At 35.7% G+C, this 17,755-nt stretch carries 19 protein-coding genes; 2 read left to right on the forward strand and 17 right to left on the reverse strand.

Features of this window, described 5'->3' with window-relative positions; translation table 11 throughout:
• The first annotated feature begins 14 nt into the window (after positions 1–14).
• Complete coding sequence (locus ACUL40_RS18445) at positions 15–230, forward strand: DUF2922 domain-containing protein (protein WP_001197593.1); 216 nt, start codon at positions 15–17, stop codon at positions 228–230.
• A 21-nt stretch (positions 231–251) separates the two neighbouring features.
• Here the strand turns inward: ACUL40_RS18445 and ACUL40_RS18450 are convergent, their stop codons facing one another.
• Positions 252–650, reverse strand: a complete 399-nt coding sequence (locus ACUL40_RS18450; protein ID WP_000731405.1) for a DUF4359 domain-containing protein — start codon at positions 648–650, stop codon at positions 252–254.
• Positions 651–842: 192 nt separating this feature from the next.
• Here ACUL40_RS18450 and ACUL40_RS18455 point away from each other — a divergent pair, with 192 nt between their 5' ends.
• On the forward strand, positions 843–1,349 hold the full coding sequence (locus tag ACUL40_RS18455) for a competence protein ComK (RefSeq protein WP_000997459.1): 507 nt from the start codon (positions 843–845) through the stop codon (positions 1,347–1,349).
• 55 nt (positions 1,350–1,404) lie between these two features.
• Here the strand turns inward: ACUL40_RS18455 and ACUL40_RS18460 are convergent, their stop codons facing one another.
• From ACUL40_RS18460 to ACUL40_RS18535, 16 genes are all read right to left on the reverse strand, one after another.
• Entirely contained in the window at positions 1,405–1,875 is a 471-nt protein-coding gene (locus ACUL40_RS18460) for a sigma-70 family RNA polymerase sigma factor (RefSeq protein WP_002026588.1), read from the reverse strand.
• A gap of 218 nt (positions 1,876–2,093) precedes the next feature.
• Positions 2,094–2,762 (reverse strand): Yip1 family protein, encoded by a 669-nt coding sequence (locus ACUL40_RS18465; protein WP_000387955.1) that lies wholly within the window; start codon positions 2,760–2,762, stop codon positions 2,094–2,096.
• Positions 2,763–2,876: 114 nt separating this feature from the next.
• On the reverse strand, positions 2,877–4,079 hold the full coding sequence (locus ACUL40_RS18470) for an ABC transporter permease (protein WP_336766284.1): 1,203 nt from the start codon (positions 4,077–4,079) through the stop codon (positions 2,877–2,879).
• Positions 4,076–4,756, reverse strand: coding sequence for an ABC transporter ATP-binding protein (locus ACUL40_RS18475; protein ID WP_000631624.1), 681 nt, complete (start codon positions 4,754–4,756; stop codon positions 4,076–4,078). The genes ACUL40_RS18470 and ACUL40_RS18475 overlap by 4 nt, the downstream gene beginning before the upstream one ends.
• Positions 4,753–5,946: an efflux RND transporter periplasmic adaptor subunit gene (locus ACUL40_RS18480; protein ID WP_000937319.1), complete on the reverse strand. Its 1,194-nt coding sequence runs from the start codon at positions 5,944–5,946 to the stop codon at positions 4,753–4,755. The genes ACUL40_RS18475 and ACUL40_RS18480 overlap by 4 nt, the downstream gene beginning before the upstream one ends.
• A 243-nt stretch (positions 5,947–6,189) precedes the next feature.
• On the reverse strand, positions 6,190–7,524 hold the full coding sequence (locus ACUL40_RS18485) for an MFS transporter (RefSeq protein ID WP_000477602.1): 1,335 nt from the start codon (positions 7,522–7,524) through the stop codon (positions 6,190–6,192).
• Between the two features lie 19 nt (positions 7,525–7,543).
• The gene (locus tag ACUL40_RS18490) at positions 7,544–8,578 is read right to left on the reverse strand and encodes an ABC transporter substrate-binding protein (protein ID WP_048655547.1); all 1,035 of its coding nucleotides are present in this window, start codon (positions 8,576–8,578) and stop codon (positions 7,544–7,546) included.
• Complete coding sequence (locus ACUL40_RS18495) at positions 8,575–9,357, reverse strand: DUF3919 family protein (RefSeq protein ID WP_445422787.1); 783 nt, start codon at positions 9,355–9,357, stop codon at positions 8,575–8,577. Before ACUL40_RS18495 ends, ACUL40_RS18490 begins: the two co-directional genes overlap by 4 nt.
• A gap of 66 nt (positions 9,358–9,423) precedes the next feature.
• Positions 9,424–10,854 (reverse strand): HAMP domain-containing sensor histidine kinase, encoded by a 1,431-nt coding sequence (locus ACUL40_RS18500; RefSeq protein ID WP_445422786.1) that lies wholly within the window; start codon positions 10,852–10,854, stop codon positions 9,424–9,426.
• Between the two features lie 11 nt (positions 10,855–10,865).
• Positions 10,866–11,537 carry a response regulator transcription factor gene (locus tag ACUL40_RS18505; RefSeq protein ID WP_000699556.1) on the reverse strand — a complete coding sequence of 224 codons (672 nt, stop codon included), beginning with the start codon at positions 11,535–11,537 and terminating at the stop codon, positions 10,866–10,868.
• 113 nt (positions 11,538–11,650) lie between these two features.
• Positions 11,651–12,493, reverse strand: coding sequence for an SGNH/GDSL hydrolase family protein (locus tag ACUL40_RS18510; protein WP_445422785.1), 843 nt, complete (start codon positions 12,491–12,493; stop codon positions 11,651–11,653).
• 98 nt (positions 12,494–12,591) lie between these two features.
• Complete coding sequence (tagU, locus tag ACUL40_RS18515; RefSeq protein WP_445422784.1) at positions 12,592–13,500, reverse strand: polyisoprenyl-teichoic acid--peptidoglycan teichoic acid transferase TagU; 909 nt, start codon at positions 13,498–13,500, stop codon at positions 12,592–12,594.
• Between the two features lie 128 nt (positions 13,501–13,628).
• On the reverse strand, positions 13,629–14,654 hold the full coding sequence (locus tag ACUL40_RS18520) for an SDR family NAD(P)-dependent oxidoreductase (RefSeq protein ID WP_071739751.1): 1,026 nt from the start codon (positions 14,652–14,654) through the stop codon (positions 13,629–13,631).
• Complete coding sequence (locus tag ACUL40_RS18525; protein WP_071739752.1) at positions 14,632–16,005, reverse strand: UDP-glucose dehydrogenase family protein; 1,374 nt, start codon at positions 16,003–16,005, stop codon at positions 14,632–14,634. The genes ACUL40_RS18520 and ACUL40_RS18525 overlap by 23 nt, the downstream gene beginning before the upstream one ends.
• A 162-nt stretch (positions 16,006–16,167) precedes the next feature.
• On the reverse strand, positions 16,168–16,905 hold the full coding sequence (locus ACUL40_RS18530) for a DUF2334 domain-containing protein (protein ID WP_071739769.1): 738 nt from the start codon (positions 16,903–16,905) through the stop codon (positions 16,168–16,170).
• A gap of 70 nt (positions 16,906–16,975) precedes the next feature.
• Entirely contained in the window at positions 16,976–17,734 is a 759-nt protein-coding gene (locus tag ACUL40_RS18535) for a hypothetical protein (RefSeq protein WP_071739753.1), read from the reverse strand.
• Positions 17,735–17,755: the final 21 nt, after the last annotated feature.

Genomic DNA, 17,755 nt, shown 5'->3' on the forward strand with positions numbered 1-17,755 from the left:
GGAGGGAATAACACATGCAAGTACTAGAGTTGATTTTCGCAAAAGAAGATGGAAAAACAGTCGTTTTTTCTATCGATACGCCCATCACACCAATCGATGCACAAGTCGTAAATCAAGTAATGGATACAATCCTCGCCTCATCTGTATTTTCATCCATTGATGAAAATACACGAAAAAAGGGAGCTCGCCTTGTAGAAAAAAATGTATCTGAAGTTCCAATTACTCTATAAAATGAAAAAGACGAATCTGCATCATTTTGCAGATTCGTCTTTTTTCTTCGGCATTTCAATCGGAATAAAAATCTTTGAGAAACCGACGCATACGTACTTATAATGTTCTTCACCTATATCAAACTCAGTCGTATATGTTGAGAAGAATATATAATCATTTCGCTTCGTATAATGATCAATTAATAACCCAACTTGTGGCTCAACATACTTTTTCGCTAACTTTTTACCGGCCGATGCCAAGTCGCCAAGGAGACCCTCTTCATTCTCTTTTTGAACTTCATCTAGCTTCTTACTCACATCATTACGCTTCATAAACTGCTTCGCTGCCCATTCTGTATATTCGCCCTTACTCGGATTACTGTTTGCTAAATATACTAGGAGAACGACAACTAAAGCCATAATAATATACTTTTTCTTCATACTATATCACCGCCTACTCTTTTCTATTTTCATATATATGTACAAGCGATGCAAATTAGAAAGACTATCACCTATTGATTGTAAACGAATAGCCAAAATTTACAATACAAAACAAAATATTAACACCGAGTTTACTTATTCCGTATATAATTATATTCGAAATATTAATTTCATAAGGGAGGACTTAAAATCATGAATGATGAAAATAACATTATTATTTCTAGTTCTACTATGATGCTTGTTCCATACAATCACCCTTATTATCGTACAAAACTTATCGACAGTAGCGGAAATGATCTTCGTTCCTGCCAAACCGCATTACAACTTATCAAAAAATCTTGCTTAACCCATATTCACTCTACTTATCAAGGTAGACGTAATGCAGTCCAAACAAATTTTAGATTCAAACAAAACGTTCCAATTCCAATTAATCATCGGGAATACATTTGTACTTTTCCAACAGAATCTCCTTCATCTCCAAACTGTATATGGCTATTTTATAACCACATACACGATATAGACTTTTGCCAAAAGATTAAAAAGGCTAAAATACATTTTTCAAATGGCACTACAACAACAATATCTATCAGTCCCCATAAATTGCAGCAACAATTATTAAAAGCTGGATACATACTATCTCGTATGAACATGCAAGATTCACTACAATTTAAAAACCCCTTGTTACATTTACTACATTAAACTAACAAATAGAATGGAAAGCAACATCTCTTGCCTTCCATTCTTATATTAATATTTATCCTCTTACACTATCTCGCATTTTCTCAAGTGCTTGCCGATACATCCATCTTACTTGATAATATGTCATTTCCGTCTCTAAAGCGATTTCTCCCATCGTCTTCCCTACAAAAAAACGTTCAAAAATAATATACTTCTCCTTCTCATCTAACACGCTCATAAAATCCTTCACTCTTATTTCAACATCCTCAAAATGAAAGATATCCTCATACTCACCTACACATACACATCTCTCCTGCACTGCGAACTCTTTCTTCAATCTCTCTAATATATAACCACGCACCGTTACAACTGCATATGCAGGGAAATACCCCTTCTTTGCATCAAATCTTTCATACGCATGCCAAAGACCAATTAAACCACATTGATAATACTCTTCATAATCTTTACGAATACCTAATTTCTTTATTTGATTTACAATCATCCCTTCATACAAAACAACTGCCTCTTTAAAAGTCGCTGGCTTCACACAGTACCCGTTTCTAAAAGGTATACCTTTCTAGTATTCCGCGGTACCTTCACAATATAAAAATAAAGAAAAGATTTCACTGTGAGTCATTTCAAATACTACCGACGGAATCTGAAATTACACTATGTAGAATTTGAAATTCTGTTGGTGGTATTTGAAGTAAGGGTAAAAATAAAAAAGGTGACTCTTGGAAGAGCCACCTTTTCTATCTTATTTCCTTATTGGAACATACCTTGTAAAGCTCCGATTCCAAGAGTTAAAACAAAGAAAACAATAGTAATAATTGTTGCCTGCTTTTTAGTCAAACCTGCTGTAATTTGAAGACCTAGCCATGTAACTACATATCCCCAAATTGTAAACACTTCAAATTTACTTACAATACCTTTTACAACACCACTACTCGAGGCGAAAATTGGTCCTAGGCCAGTGTACATTTCTTGACCCGATCCACCTAAAATATAAGCTAAAATTATATTTATTAATACACCAATTAATGAAATAACACTTGAATATACAGTAATCGCCAATAATTTTTTATAAGAAGTATCATTGCTCATAAACACCATTAATACTTTATACACTACAGCACTTAGTAAGAAACTAAATCCCATACCAAGAGCACCTACACCGAATCCCATACCATATGTCATTCCAGCTGAAACAGTAACACCTAACTCCTTATTGAGCTCAATTGCTTCAGGTGTTAGAGAATATACATAAGCAGCAAATCCCCCAATAAGTCCACCTAATAAAACAAGTAGCCAAAACGCTCCCCAAACTGCATTACTCGTTTTCATTCTTTCGAACTGCACTCCAGGAGAAGTGATCATTCCGAACAATGATGGCTTTTCTCCACCAACTTTTTGCGTATTCAAATTAGCTTCCATTATAACGCCTCCTTCTATTTATATAACCCGTTCTAACGGGCGGTTCACTTCCTCACGCAAGAGGCTACGAACCGCCCACTAGAACGGTAATGTGTAGTTCTACTACACTATTAATTACTCATAACGCAATGCTTCAATTGGATCTAATTTCGCAGCTTTGTTCGCTGGAATTAATCCGAAAATAATACCAAGTGTCATCGAGAACAGTACGCCTCCAACGACAACTTCCCATGAAACGAGTGGTGGCCATTTTGCGAATGTAGAAACGATATATGCTCCGCCATACCCAAGGCCAATTCCGATTAAACCACCTAGAAGCGTCAACATAACTGCTTCAATTAAAAACTGTAATAAAATTTTACTACGCGTTGCTCCAAGCGCTTTACGTATCCCAATTTCGCGCGTACGCTCCGTTACAGATACAAGCATGATGTTCATAACACCGATACCACCAACGACTAATGAAATACCAGCGATACCACCGATGATCATTGTCATAATGTTAGTAACTTTAGAAACATTTTCTTGGAATTCTTTTAAATTAACCAGTTCATATTTACCCGGAATTTCACTTGGCTTACGGCTATTTAATACATCAACAGCTTGTTTCCCTGCTGCTTCTAAATCGTCTACATTTTTAGCTTGAATTGCGATACTTTGAATTTCATCTGTTCCGTATAAAACAGGCCATAACGTAAGAGGGATTAACGCTTCTTCCATTTCAAATCCCATAAATTCATTATCAGATGTATACACACCGACAATTTGCATCGGTTGTCCTTTCATCTCAATAATTTGTCCTACTGGATTTACACCCTTAAATAACGTCTCTTCTGTTTTTGTACTAATCATCACAACGTTATTTGCATGAGAAATATCTGATTCATTTAAAGTATGTCCCTTTACGACCTTTACTTTATTAACCGCAAAATATTCATTATCAAGACCAATAACATTCAAATTTGCTTTTTTATCATTTACATCAAGCACCTCTGTCGTCTGGTTTGTCGTAATAACATGTGAAACATCTTTCACTTGTTTTACTTCCAAAATATCCTCTTCCGTTAACTTCGGCATTTCAAATCCACCTATAGCAAACTCATCATTAATATCTGGTTTAAATTGAATTGGCATAAGGTTATTACCACCAGAACCTGCGAATTTCGACTTCAGCATCGCTTCTCCGCCTTGCCCAATTGCAACGACTGTAATAATCGAACCTACCCCGATAATAATACCGAGCATCGTAAGAGCTGAACGTAATTTATGAGCTAAAATAGAAGATAGGGCAATTTTTATACTATCTAGTAAACTCATACCGCACACCTTCTATCTTCTGTAACTTTCCCGTCTCGCAGTACAATGCGGCGGGAAGAATACGCTGCCACTTCCTCTTCATGCGTAACCATAACAATCGTCGTACCTTCTGCATTAAGCTTCGTGAAAATATCCATAACTTGCTCACCAGACTTCGTATCAAGTGCACCAGTCGGTTCATCAGCCATAATGAACGTTGGATTATTTGCAATCGCTCTTGCAATCGCTACACGCTGCTTCTGTCCACCTGATAACTCATTTGGTAAATGATGCACGCGATCTGCCAATCCAACTTTACCTAACGCCTCCAAAGCACGCTTGCGACGCTCCGCTTTCTTCACGCCACCATATACGAGCGGAAGCTCAACATTTTCCACTGCGGAAAGACGAGGTAGTAAATTAAAATGCTGGAATACAAAGCCAATATATTCATTACGAATTAAAGCAAGCTTTGACTCGTCTGCTGTTAAGATATTCACATCGTTCAGCATATATTCGCCTTCTGTTGGACGATCTAAGCAACCAATAATATTCATAAGTGTCGACTTACCAGAACCAGACGGTCCCATAATCGAAACGAACTCACCGCTCTGAATTGTTAAACTAATACCATGCAAAATCGGCACTGCCAATTTTCCTTGATAATACGTTTTAGCAATATTATTTAACGTAATCATTTCTCTTTCACTTCCATTCCGTCATACACATCGTCGGAAGGATTTTTAACCACCTTTTGCCCCACTGTTACGCCTTCAGTAATCTCTGTCCAGTCTCCATCAGTAGAACCTTTTTTCACATTTTGTTTACGAAGCTTTCCTTTTTCCTCAACATAAACAAATGCATCATCGCCTTTTTCTACAATGCTTTTACTTGGAACAGCAATCATCGTCTTATTCTCTAAGTTTACTTGCAGAGAAACGTGATAACCTGGAGATAAACCATCTTGACTATCAAGGCTAGCTTTATATGTATACTGAGACATATTTTGAGTTGCTTCACCCATGCCGCCAGCTTGCGCCATCTCTGCACTTGTTGGGAACTCACTTACCTCTGTAATCTTACCTGTCCACTTCTTCTTATTATTTGCTTTTGCAGTTACAGTGAATGTTTGATCCTTTTGGATTTGTGACTTTTGAAGCTCAGTTAACGTACCTTGAACTTGGAATGGATCTTTAGAAGCTACTTGTAAAAACGCTTTTCCTTGACCACCTAACGCTTGAGATGAACTTTGTGCCGCATCTTTATCTAACTTTTGAACAACACCAGCAAAATTGCTATAAATCGTAAGTTCTTTCTGCTTCTTACTTAACTCTTCTTTCTGCAACTTTCCTTTTTCTTTCTCAAGGTCAATTGTTTTTTGTCCTATCTCTAACTCGTTTACTTGCTCGTCCATCGGATCTGTTACTTCTTTCCCCGCTCCGCTATCTTTCGCCTTCTTAATTTCTTTCTTCAACGAATCAATCTTCTTTTTCCCTTGATCATAACGCATATCCGCCATCTTCTGATCAAGCTCAGCTTGCTTCATTTGAAGGTTAATCTCTTCATTATCATAAGAGAATAACTTCGTGCCTTTCTCTACCTCTTGCCCTTCTTTTACCTCAATATCTTTCACTTTCCCTTTGGCCGGATCTGCATAGAAGCTTTCAATATTACCAGGCTTCACCTGACCAGAAATTAACTTCGTATTATTCAGCTTACGCTCTGTCACTTTCTCAAAACTTACAGCATCAGCATTTGTTGATGCGCCCTTCTTCTTACCTTGCATAACAAAAATATTAATTGCCGCTACAATAACAATTAGTGCAATAACCCCAATAATAATCCATTTCTTCTTCTTGTTTGGAGTACGAACCGTATTTGGTAACATATTCTCTCTCCCTTTATAAATTAATAGTTTAATAAATAACATAATTGTATAAAACTTTCTGAAAATAAACTGTATATTATTACAATCTTTTTACAAAGTTTTACACATCCATTTATATTGTAACAAAAATTCCAATGATTAGAAATATGACATTATATCTTTTAAGATAGATTTAAGGAAAGATTATATTATATAGAAAAAGCCATCCAAAATGATAATTGGATAGCTTTTTCAAACAAAATATTATGCTACTTTAGGGTCTTTTCTCTCATGTCCACGTTGAACAATAAATAAGAAGATTGTTGATAAAACCGCTCCTGTTAATAATAAGATGAAACAACCATCCCAGCCAGAACTATCAACAATAACACCAATTGCTGCGTTAGCTACAAGACTTCCGCCTACATAACCAAATAGACCACACATACCAACTGTCGTACCTACTGCAAATTTCGGTACTAATTCCATCGCACTTAAACCGATTAAGAACTGTGGTACATAAATTAAACAACCGATAATAGAAACTGCAATACTTACAACAAGTACGCTAGTTGCTTGCCAATATATAAACGTACCAATAACAACTCCAACCATACTAATAATACATAATGGCATACGTTTTCCTTTAAATAATTTATCACTTAAAAAACCAACGATTAATGAACTTGGAATTGCCATACCTTCAAAGATTGCATATGCCGCATGCGCTTCTGCTTTTGAAAATCCTTTAACTGTCGTTAAATAAAGTGGAACCCAGTTAATAACACCGAAACGAATTAAATAAACAAAAGCATTCGCAATACATAAGAACCATACAAATTTATTTTTCACTACATACTTCATTAAAATTTCTTTTGGTGACATCTTGTTAGCATTATCTGCTTTTTCAAGATTTTCATAGTCATTACGATACTCATCAATTGGAGGAAGACCTTCAGATTCTGGTGTATCCTTCGCATTGATCCAAACAAGAACTGCAATTACCATTGCGATAATCGCTGGGAAAATAAATACGCCGCCTTGCCAATGATTTTCACCGAAAATACCTACACCAATTCCGACAAGTGGTGGCACAAGCATTCCACCAACGTTATGTGAAATATTCCAAAGACCTGTTTTCGTACCACGTTCTTTCTTCGAGAACCATTTCGTCATAACAATACTACAAGGTGGTGCTCCCATACCTTGCACAATACCGTTAACAACAAGTAATGTAACAATCATCCCAAATGATGAGGCAAAACCGAAACAAATATTTACAAGCCCTGATAAGAATAAACCGACTGCGATAAAGCGCTGGGCGAAAGCTTTATCTGATAAATTCCCCATAAAGAACTTACTAAATCCATAAACAATTGCCATTACTGAACCTAGTAGACCAATTTCAGCTGTACTAAAACCATATTCTTGTACTAAATACGTACTTGATAACGTAAAGTTACTACGAACTAAATAATAAGCAGCATATCCAACTGAAATGCCGATTAAAACACGAATACGTAGTAATCGATATACACGGTCGATCATATCCGCTGGCAATCTTTCAATTGCAGGTGCTGGCTTGAGCCATTTAAACATATATTTTCGTCTCCTTTTCTCACTTCAGAGAGAGACGCTGTCTATTCCATATCTCGATTATTCCGCTATTTGATATATTTTGGTTTGTTCTTCTAACCGGCTGTCCTTCTATTTCTTTCTCATTCTTCGCAAACATCGTTGGTACGCCAAACGACACTTTTTCTAAAATATGCCCCGCTTCTTCTGATAAACAATAATCAATAAATAAATCCGCAATAATACCACTCGGTGCACGTTTTAGTTTCGAAATCGCATTAACAGATAACCCTGTTTGCTCAGGTTCGTTACTTAAAATCGGAAAGCCTTGTTTTTGAAGCATTCTCTGATCTCCCATAAAGTTGATGCCTATCATATATTCACCGCTCGCAACAAGTTCTGCTGGGATGTAACCATTCACTGTTACTTCTCCAACTTGTTCCGCCAGATTCTTCACATATCCCTTCGCTTCCTCTTCACCTAACATATCAATAAGTGATTGAAAAAACGTATATGCTGTACCTGAAACATTTGGATCGGGCATGACAATCTTTCCTTTATATACTGGATTCAATAAATCTTTCCATCTTAACGGATACGAGAGACCGAGCGGCGCTATTTCCTCGTTCCACCGCTCTTTATTAATCGCAATTGCCAGCTTCTCCACTTCATAACCGTACCAATAACCATCTTTATCTTTAACAGTTTTTGAAATACGATTTGCATGTTGGCTTATCACAGGAATAGAAAGATTTTTTTGCTTCATCATTTGATGCGCATCTACTGTACCGCCAATAATAATATCCGCCTTCGGATTTCCGGCTTCTTCTTCCACTCTACGAAGAAGTTCTTCTGTTGAAAGACGAATAAATTCATACGTACATCCGCGCGGCTTACAAAATGATGAAAGTAACGCTTCACCAACTTCCTCACGAGCCGCTACATACGCAACAATATGACGATCATCCAAAATAGGGAGACCATTTTTACTATATTTAATAGAGGTTGTATCTCGAGAGCAACTAGACATCGCTCCTCCAATTACTAGCAAAAAGAAGAAAAAGGCTATCTTTCTCATGACGCATTCTCCTTTACGAATAACTCTGCTAGAGAGCTTTTCATATACATGACATTTCCGTTATTATCACCGAGATATTGCACAACAAAGTACGATGGATACACAGAAATCGTAAGAATATCTTCACGATCATTCTTTACACGCTTACCTGTTTTATAAGCTGTAATATAAGCAATCGGTTCATTCTGCGATTGTAATAACTTCTGAATTTCTCCGTAATCTGTAATTTGCTTTGCGTATCGAATAGAATCAAGTATGTGCGTAAGATTGATAGTACGTACCACATCACCTTGACGTACTACGATATCCTTTGCTGAAGCAAAGAAATCACTAATACGCTCTGGTGTGTAATACAGGCTTAATAAATACGTTTGAAGTGCTGAAATCATCGGATCCATGCCATTCTTTCCGTATACATTTTCCCCATACTGGAACAAGTCACCTACTGCAAAAGTACGCTTATGTCCATTCAAGTACGTTACTTCTCCAGTAAATACTTGTTCTTGGCTCTTAACGTCCTCAGGCTCTATTCGAATTCGGTCAAAGAATGAAACAATCGTATGCAAACGAACTTCATCCGTTACAACAATTTCTCCCCACTTTTCATGTCTTACTTTCACTTCAATTGGAAGAGATTCATTCACCCTTTGTAAAACGGCTTGTTTATCATTTACAATGTTGATTCGATTATAGATTTGCTTCTCCATAACATAAAACAAAACAAGAGAAACAATCATACAAATGACAAACATAAGAATTTGAAATGATAGCCTTTTCATTTCTGCCTACCTCCAAGATAAAAAAACGTTGTTTCGAAAATACCGCATAATTGTTTCATAAATGTATCATTTAACCGCTTTCAAGTTTTTTATGTCTTCCATCCTTCTCGGAAGCAAAAATGTAATGAATATTGTAGTACCTATTTCTTCACTACTCTCAATCCGCATGCTTCCGCCCTGCTTATTCATAATCTCCTGACAAATATACAAACCATAACCATTCCCATAACTAGAAGGAAGTGCCTTTCCTTTCGGAGACTCATTCCACTCTGCAAGCACCTCTTCATCTATACCGATCCCATCATCATGAATAAAGACCTTCGCCTCATGCTCATTTACAATTACATTCATACGAATGTGCGAAGCATCACTATACTTAATTGCATTATCAAGCACATTTAAGAAAATTTGCTTCGTCTTATCAAAATCCGCAACAACATGTACATCTGTTAACTCATTTATCACTTCAATTTCAAACTGATTTAGACGAGGCTTCACAATTGAAACTGCTTCCTCTGCCAATTCCTTTATATTCACAACTGTAGGAGACACTTCAAACGTACTCGTTCCATATTTCGAGGACTTAAGCAATTCCTCTACAAGTGATAATAAACGCTCACTTTCCACCGCCACATAACGAAGACTTTCCTGTATATCTTCTTTCGATTGTAACTTCGGAATTAAATCAACATAACCGATAATTGCCGTTAGCGGGGTTTTTAACTCATGCGTAATACGGTCTAGGAAATCTTTCTGCTTCTCTTTCTCCTCCTGCAATTGCTTAATATGCAGCTCAATTCCATCGGCCATCGCATTAAAAGATGCTGAAAGCTGAGCGATTTCCACGTACTCATTTAACTCAATCTTACTCTTATAATCACCATTCGCGAGCCTCTGTGCCATTTGTCTCAACTGATCAATTGGTTTATGAAGAGACTTCGCTAAACGAATCGCAAAGAAAATACCGGTAGCTACTAGGCAAAGAGACGTCATTAAGAACGTCCAGCTCACATTTGTTAACACTTCCTTCTCACCCGTTAACTCATTTATAAAACGAATACTTCCAATGACATCGTTTCCATAATAAACCGGGCTTGAAAACAAAAGAATGGGAGCGGGATCCGCCTCCTCAAAAACATAAGACTTCTTCCCCTTCAAGGAACTCTCAATGTCGATGTTACGGTGAAGCAATGCTCCTTTTTGTGTATCTGCAACAACATCGCCATTCTTCCCGATCATCTGCACACGGACATCCATACGCTTCGCTAAATACGACGCAATTAAAAGTGAATTCGGACCAAGCGTATCCACTTCTGCTTCCTTCTCTAAATAATTCATCGTATAAATTTGCGCTTCTACACTTAACTTTTCTAAAGAATCTGCTGCGTTATGATACATATTCTTTTCTAACGTAATATAAACAACTGCATATAAAAGAACAAAAATCGGAATTAACAGCCCAACTATTCCAAACACCATATTTCGCTTTAAAGACATACCATCACCACTTAACAATCCAGTTTATAGCCAACGCCATAAATTGTCTTAATATATTCTCCGCTCGTCCCAAGCTTCTTTCGAAGTCTCTGCACCATAATATCAACTGCTCTCGTATTTCCGATATACTCAAATCCCCATACTTTCTCAAGCAACTCATCCCTCATAAACACACGCTGCGGATTTGAAACAAACAACTGACATAAATTAAACTCTCGGTACGTTAACTGAATCTCTTGTCCACTCACATGTACCTTTCTTTCCTTAGGACAAATCACGATCTCTCCAGCCTCAATTACTTCATGACTTACCGCAGTCTCCGTCTTCTTTACACGCCGCGCCATATTCTTAACTCGAAGAATAAGCTCCGCATAATTAAATGGCTTCGTCACATAATCATCAGCACCCAGCTGCAAGCCAAGCAACTTATCATTCATCTGACTCTTTGCCGTTAACATAAGCACCGGAATATCCCTATCCCTCTCACGGAACAAGCGAAGCAACTCATACCCATCCGTGTCCGGAAGCATAACATCCAAAATCAATACATCCGGTCCTTCATTCCATCGCTCTAAAGCTTCTCTCCCATCAGCCGCTGCCAACACTTCATAACCTTCCATCTCCAACTGCATCCGAATCAAATTACGAATACTCGATTCATCATCAACCACAAGTATTTTCATCATTCTCCTCCTTCCATCATGTATTATAGTACAGTTTAGTATAGCAAAAATCGTACAAAAAAAGAGAGGGTATTGTCGAACATATTTTGTCGACGATACTCTCTCCCCTTTTATTATTTAGCTACAAAATAATCCGTTACATATTGTGCCCAAACTTCATGACCTTTAGCAGTTGGGAAACCAAACTCTTCTTTTAAATATGGTAGGATAGCCTTTGTCGATGCATCTGGCCATGCTCCCCAATGATCAATATATGTATAATTATTTTGCGTTGCAAATTGTTTTAATGCTTCAATCGCTTTCGGATAATTTTTCGCACCATACACTGGATTTGATGGTTGAATCATAATTGTAGCACCCTTTGCACTAGTAGAAAGTGCTTGAACGAACTTCTGTGTATTTGCGACAGAGTTTCCATTACCAGTTTTACCGTTGTCAGTAATAAATGGTGGCTCAAATAAAATTACATCTGGATTCTCTTTCGCAATCTCTTTATCACGCTTATTCGCAATTAACTCTTCTGTGCTTTCACCCTTATATTCCTTTACAGTCACATTCCATAAACCTTTACCGTAAGCAGTTTCTAAATTAGACGTTAACTTAGCTGCCCACGCACCTTTTTCAGATGAAGAACCTTCATCACCAACAATAACAAGATTTACTGCCTTTTTATCCTGCGCAGCTTTCTTTAACTTCTCTTTCACTGCATCTGGCAAGTTCTTCGCATATGCTTCATTAAAAGATAACTTCGCATCTTGTTTCTTCTCTTCCTTTTTCTCTTCCTTTTTCTCTTCTTTCTTCGCTCCACTATCTTTCACTTCAGCCTTTGTTTTCTTTACTTCACTCGTTTGTCCTGTTGCATTCGCAATCTTCTTATTCCAGTACAGTTTACCACTCACAATCGAAGCGACAAACAATACAAAAATAACAAGGACAAGTACCGCTTTCTTATTCATCGATTCACCTCATCTATTAATCTCACAATATATAATACTAATATAAATTCATGCAAAAATAAACCCAACTCCTTCCAAAGGAGTTGGGTTATTACATATTACTTAGTCACTTCAAGATGCGCTCTTAATTTATTCGTTAAATCTTGTTTTGCTGCCTCTGGAACGTAGTAGTACCAAATACCATCAGCTGCTATGTGACCGTCACCTGAGATTTGGATATCTTCACTATTCTGCAGACAATCTTTATAATTCTTTTGCATATCAAACATTTGATCTTGCGTTAAGTTTGTTTTCACGTTCTTTTGGATTGCTGTTAACACATCACCATAGCTTGATAAAGAAGAGAAACTTGCGCCTTTCTTAATAACAGCTTGCATCACTTGACGTTGACGCATTTGACGACCGAAGTCACCTCGTGGGTCTGCTTTACGCATACGTGTGAATGCTAAAGCTTCATCACCTGTTAAGTGTATATTTCCCTTGGCGAAATGGTGCTTATCTTGTGTAAATTCTAAATCATTATTTACATCTACACCACCAACTGCATCTACAATATCTTTAAACCCTTCCATGTTTACTTCAATATAATAGTTAATAGGAATGTTCAAGAATTTTTCCACTGTCGCTACAGACATGTCTACGCCACCAAATGCATAAGCATGATTGATTTTATCACTTTTCCCTTTTCCAACGATTTCTGTATATGTATCACGAGGGATACTTACTGTTTTCATTGAATTATTTTTAGGATTTAATGTGATGACCATTAAAGAATCTGAACGTCCTTTGTCTTCACCACGTTCATCCGCCCCTAATAATAGGATTGAAACTGGTGCTGATTTACTGATTTTTTCTTCTTGTTTATTACCTTCATCACGCTTTAATGGTTTATGAACTTCATCTAATGTTTTTGAGACTTTTGAGTACACATTATAGGCATATACTCCACCACCTATAATCATTACTCCTATAATCCCCAGTATCCATAATAGGATTTTCTTTTTCATTGCTATAGACCTCTTCTTTCATTTATTCTGAATAAATGCTCAGATAATACTTAAACTAATTTAGTCTATTATACTAAGAATGGAATTCTATAACTAGTATATTCTCTGCTCAGTAACCAAGCTTTTAATCATGTTACTTTATAATAATCTACATACCAATTAGCAAATTCTTGCAAACCTTTTTCAATAGATGTCTCAGGTTTAAAATCTACAGCTTTCTGCAATAAATTAGTTGATGCATAAGTAGCTGGTACATCTCCGGGTTTAATAGGCTCAAATACTTTTTCAAATACAACTTCTCTTCCTAAAGCTTTCCCTAACGCTTTTTCTAATGTCTCAATAAATACCATTAACTTTTCAGGATTGTTATTCCCTATATTAAACACTTTATGCTCCACATCACCTTTAGGCGGATTACTTAAAAGACGTTGGATTCCTTCAACAATATCATCTATATAAGTAAAATCACGATATAAGTCATTTTCAAAATCACCATTATTAAATATATTAATTGGTTCCCCAGCAAAATATTTATCAGCAAATCCAAAGTACGCCATGTCCGGACGTCCCATAGGACCGTATACCGTAAAGAAGCGAAGTCCGGTAGCTGGAATCTTATACAAGTGACTATATGTATGAGCCATAAGTTCATTTGATTTCTTAGTAGATGCATAAAGTGATACCGGATTGTCTACAAAATCTGTTTCCTCAAATGGAACCTTTTTATTAGCACCGTAAACAGAACTTGATGATGCATATACAAGATGATCTACTGGATAATGTCTACACGCTTCTAGGATATTATAAAAACCGATAACATTACTTTGAATATATACATCTGGATTTTCAATAGAATACCTTACACCTGCTTGTGCAGCTAAGTTTACAACAATATTCGGCTTATACTCTTCAAAGACCTGAGTAATCATATCCTTATCAGAAATATCACCTTTAATAAAAGTAAATTTCTCATACGGTTTTAGTCGCTCTAAACGAGCATATTTAAGATTCACATCATAATATTCATTTATATTATCAACACCTATTACTTGACAGCCTTGTTCTAATAATTTTTTTGATAAAAAGTATCCAACAAAACCCGCAGCACCAGTAATAAGATATACTTTACTATTATCTAGAGGATTGTAACTCAAAGTTATCCAACTCCCTTACACGTTCTCTACTTGTAGATTTTCTTCCAATAGAATGATACTCTACTGCAGCTTCTTGCATCAATTGAATATCATAAATATTTCTTCCATCATAAATTAGTGGTGTTCTCATTAACTTTTTATACATCTCTGGAGTTAGTTCCTTTACTTCTCCCCACTCTGTGAAGATAAAACAAACATTTGCCCCTTCTAAAGCTTGTTCAATATCTGTAACGTATGTGATATTTCCATTTTTATTTTTTCCCTCTGGATACACTTTCGCAAAATTATTTGCACCGACTGGATCAAATGCATAAATATCAGCACCTTGCTCTAACAATAGAGGAATATTTTCAAGAGATGCAGCTTCTCTTAAATCATCTGTACCAGGTTTAAATGTTAAACCTAAAACCGCTACTTTAAGACCGTTAAAAGTAATTAACCTTTGACTTGCTTTTTTGTATAATAAAGTCTTTTGATCTTTATTCACATCAATTGCAGCCTTTACTGTTCTTAACTCATAACCATTTTGTCTAGCTAAATATTCTAATGCTTTCGTATCTTTAGGGAAGCATGATCCTCCAAAACCGATACCTGCATTTAAAAACTTACTCCCAATACGCTCATCAAAGCTCATACCTTTTGCAACATCTTGAATATCCGCTCCGACCAATTCACAAAGATTTGCAATATCATTCATGTAAGAAATTTTAAGAGCTAGGAAATCATTAGATGCATATTTAATCATTTCAGCTGAACGTCTGTTTACTGAAACAATAGGTAAATGAAATGGCTTATAAAGATTCGTTAATACTTCTTCTGCCCATTTACTTTCTGTTCCAATAACAATTCTTTCTGCATATAAAGTGTCATGAACAGCAGAACCTTGTGCTAAAAACTCTGGGTTCGATGCCACTTCTACCTTGACATCGTTAACTAAAAAGTCTTGAATAAACTGCTCCACCTTATCATTTGTTCCAATTGGAACAGTTGATTTTACAACAACGAGACAATCTTTTTCCACACTTTCAGCAATTTGTTTTGCTACAGTTGCAATATATGAAAGATTTGCAGAACCATCAGCTTGTTCTGGAGTCCCAACTCCAATAAAGATAGCATCTGCCTCTTTATAAGCCGACTTGTAATCTGTCGTATAATTAATTCTCCCAGCAGCATAATTTTTCTGCATTAATTCTTCCAAATTAGCTTCATAGATTGGCGAAATTCCAGATTTCATTAAATCTACTTTTTTCTCATCAATATCAACGCAAGTTACTTGATGACCAACTTCGGCAAAGCATACGCCTGCTACTAAACCAACGTAGCCTGTTCCTGCCACTGCTATCTTGTACATAACTCTATCCTTTCTTTACTGTATATTGGTATTAAAAAACTTACTTTCACTCTTCACGTAAGCTCTTTATATTATTCCTAGTAAAAACATGTTGAACATAAATTTCAACTCATTATGTCGGAATCTATTTACAGTCATTAATTTAATAGGACTTTCTTTATTTTATTTCCCTCTTAAAATCTTCTTAAGATTCTTTATCTTCCTCATAAATAGCACTAATTTCTCAATCTTAGGATTAATTATATTTCTTGAATCAATATTTAAGGCCTCAGAATAATTAATTATACTATCTCTATTTTCTAGTATAAATTCTTCTATTTTTTGAAAATCATTCTCCTTTAGATTATTCGAATGAATACAAACTGTAAGTAGACCAAATGGGATTTTCAATGGCTTTGAAGCTTGACAAGGTAAGAATTTCAACCCTTTATAATCATATGGGTACAAAGAATAACCATCTGTCACATATCTAAATTCCAAATCCTTAAGTACCTTTAATGTACTTAAGTCATATGAATGTGCTGGTGCCATAAAAACATCACTGAAAACACCTTTTTCTTCCATTATCTTCTTCCCATTAGCAATCATACTATACTGCTTCTCATATTCTAATCCAGCAAATTCGCTATATTTATTAATATTAAGAATACCACTATTATCTGTATTAAAAATATGTTGATATCCATGCTGTGCTACAATCCAGCCATTATGTTGAAGGGATTTTACTATATCCCAAAACTCAGCTTTGGCAGTAGAAAGTTTTAATTGTGGGTCTTTATTATCTGGCACAATTCCAATTAATGGTTTAATATCATTTCTATTTAAAATACTGCAAAATTTATCAAATTTTACCCAATCCATATCAGGTGTAATATCGTCCATACGGAAACAAATTTTCATAATCAACACAAGGGTTTCCCGCTTATGCTTCAGTCACCCCTTCTATTTTAATAATAAAAACCTATAATTATTAATTTTTTATCATCTTTTTAATTTTTAGCATTGTGCAAACTAGTTTTCCTTTAAGAGTTACGGGTAATAGACTATTATATGAGTATTCTATTTCTCCACCAAATCCAGCTTTAAATTTAGCGATTGCCCTCACTTCTTCCGCTTCAGAGTATCCTCCCCAGTCATAAATTTTCATACTTTTTTCTTTGAACATTAAAATATCCTTCCAATGTAAAAATCTATTTGCTCTACCAATCATTGCTCTTTCTTTTTTATCCTCAGTATTTCTAAAAGCAGATGCTGAATATAATAACCTAGTTCGACTCTCGTCCATTAAATATGCGTGATAAACTAAATCATTCCCTTGAAATTTTGCTTTAGTAATTACAAGGGCATCTTTTTGAGCGTACGCATGTAATGTAATTTCATTGCATGGTGCTAACCCCTTAGTTAATGCAAATTCATTATAAAATTGCATAAATTCATCTAATTGATTATTATCTAATACTTCAAATTGAATTTCTTCCCTAATAGATTTATTTATTTCATTTCTACCATTTTTAGTTATTTTTCGAAATAACTCTTCCTCATCGTTTTCCAAATCTGATATCAATGTAGTAAATTTCTCGCAAATAAACTTCGATTTAATACCTGATTGATGAAAATAAACAATATCACTACCTGATTTCCTTATATCTGTAGTAGTTTCTTCAAAAAACCAAATTGATTTAATTTGCAAAGATTTTTTTTGATAATTAATTTCTAAAATGATAATCACCTCAAAGTTACTTTATATATT

The sequence above is a fragment of the Bacillus sp. KNSH39 genome, from assembly GCF_052656585.1.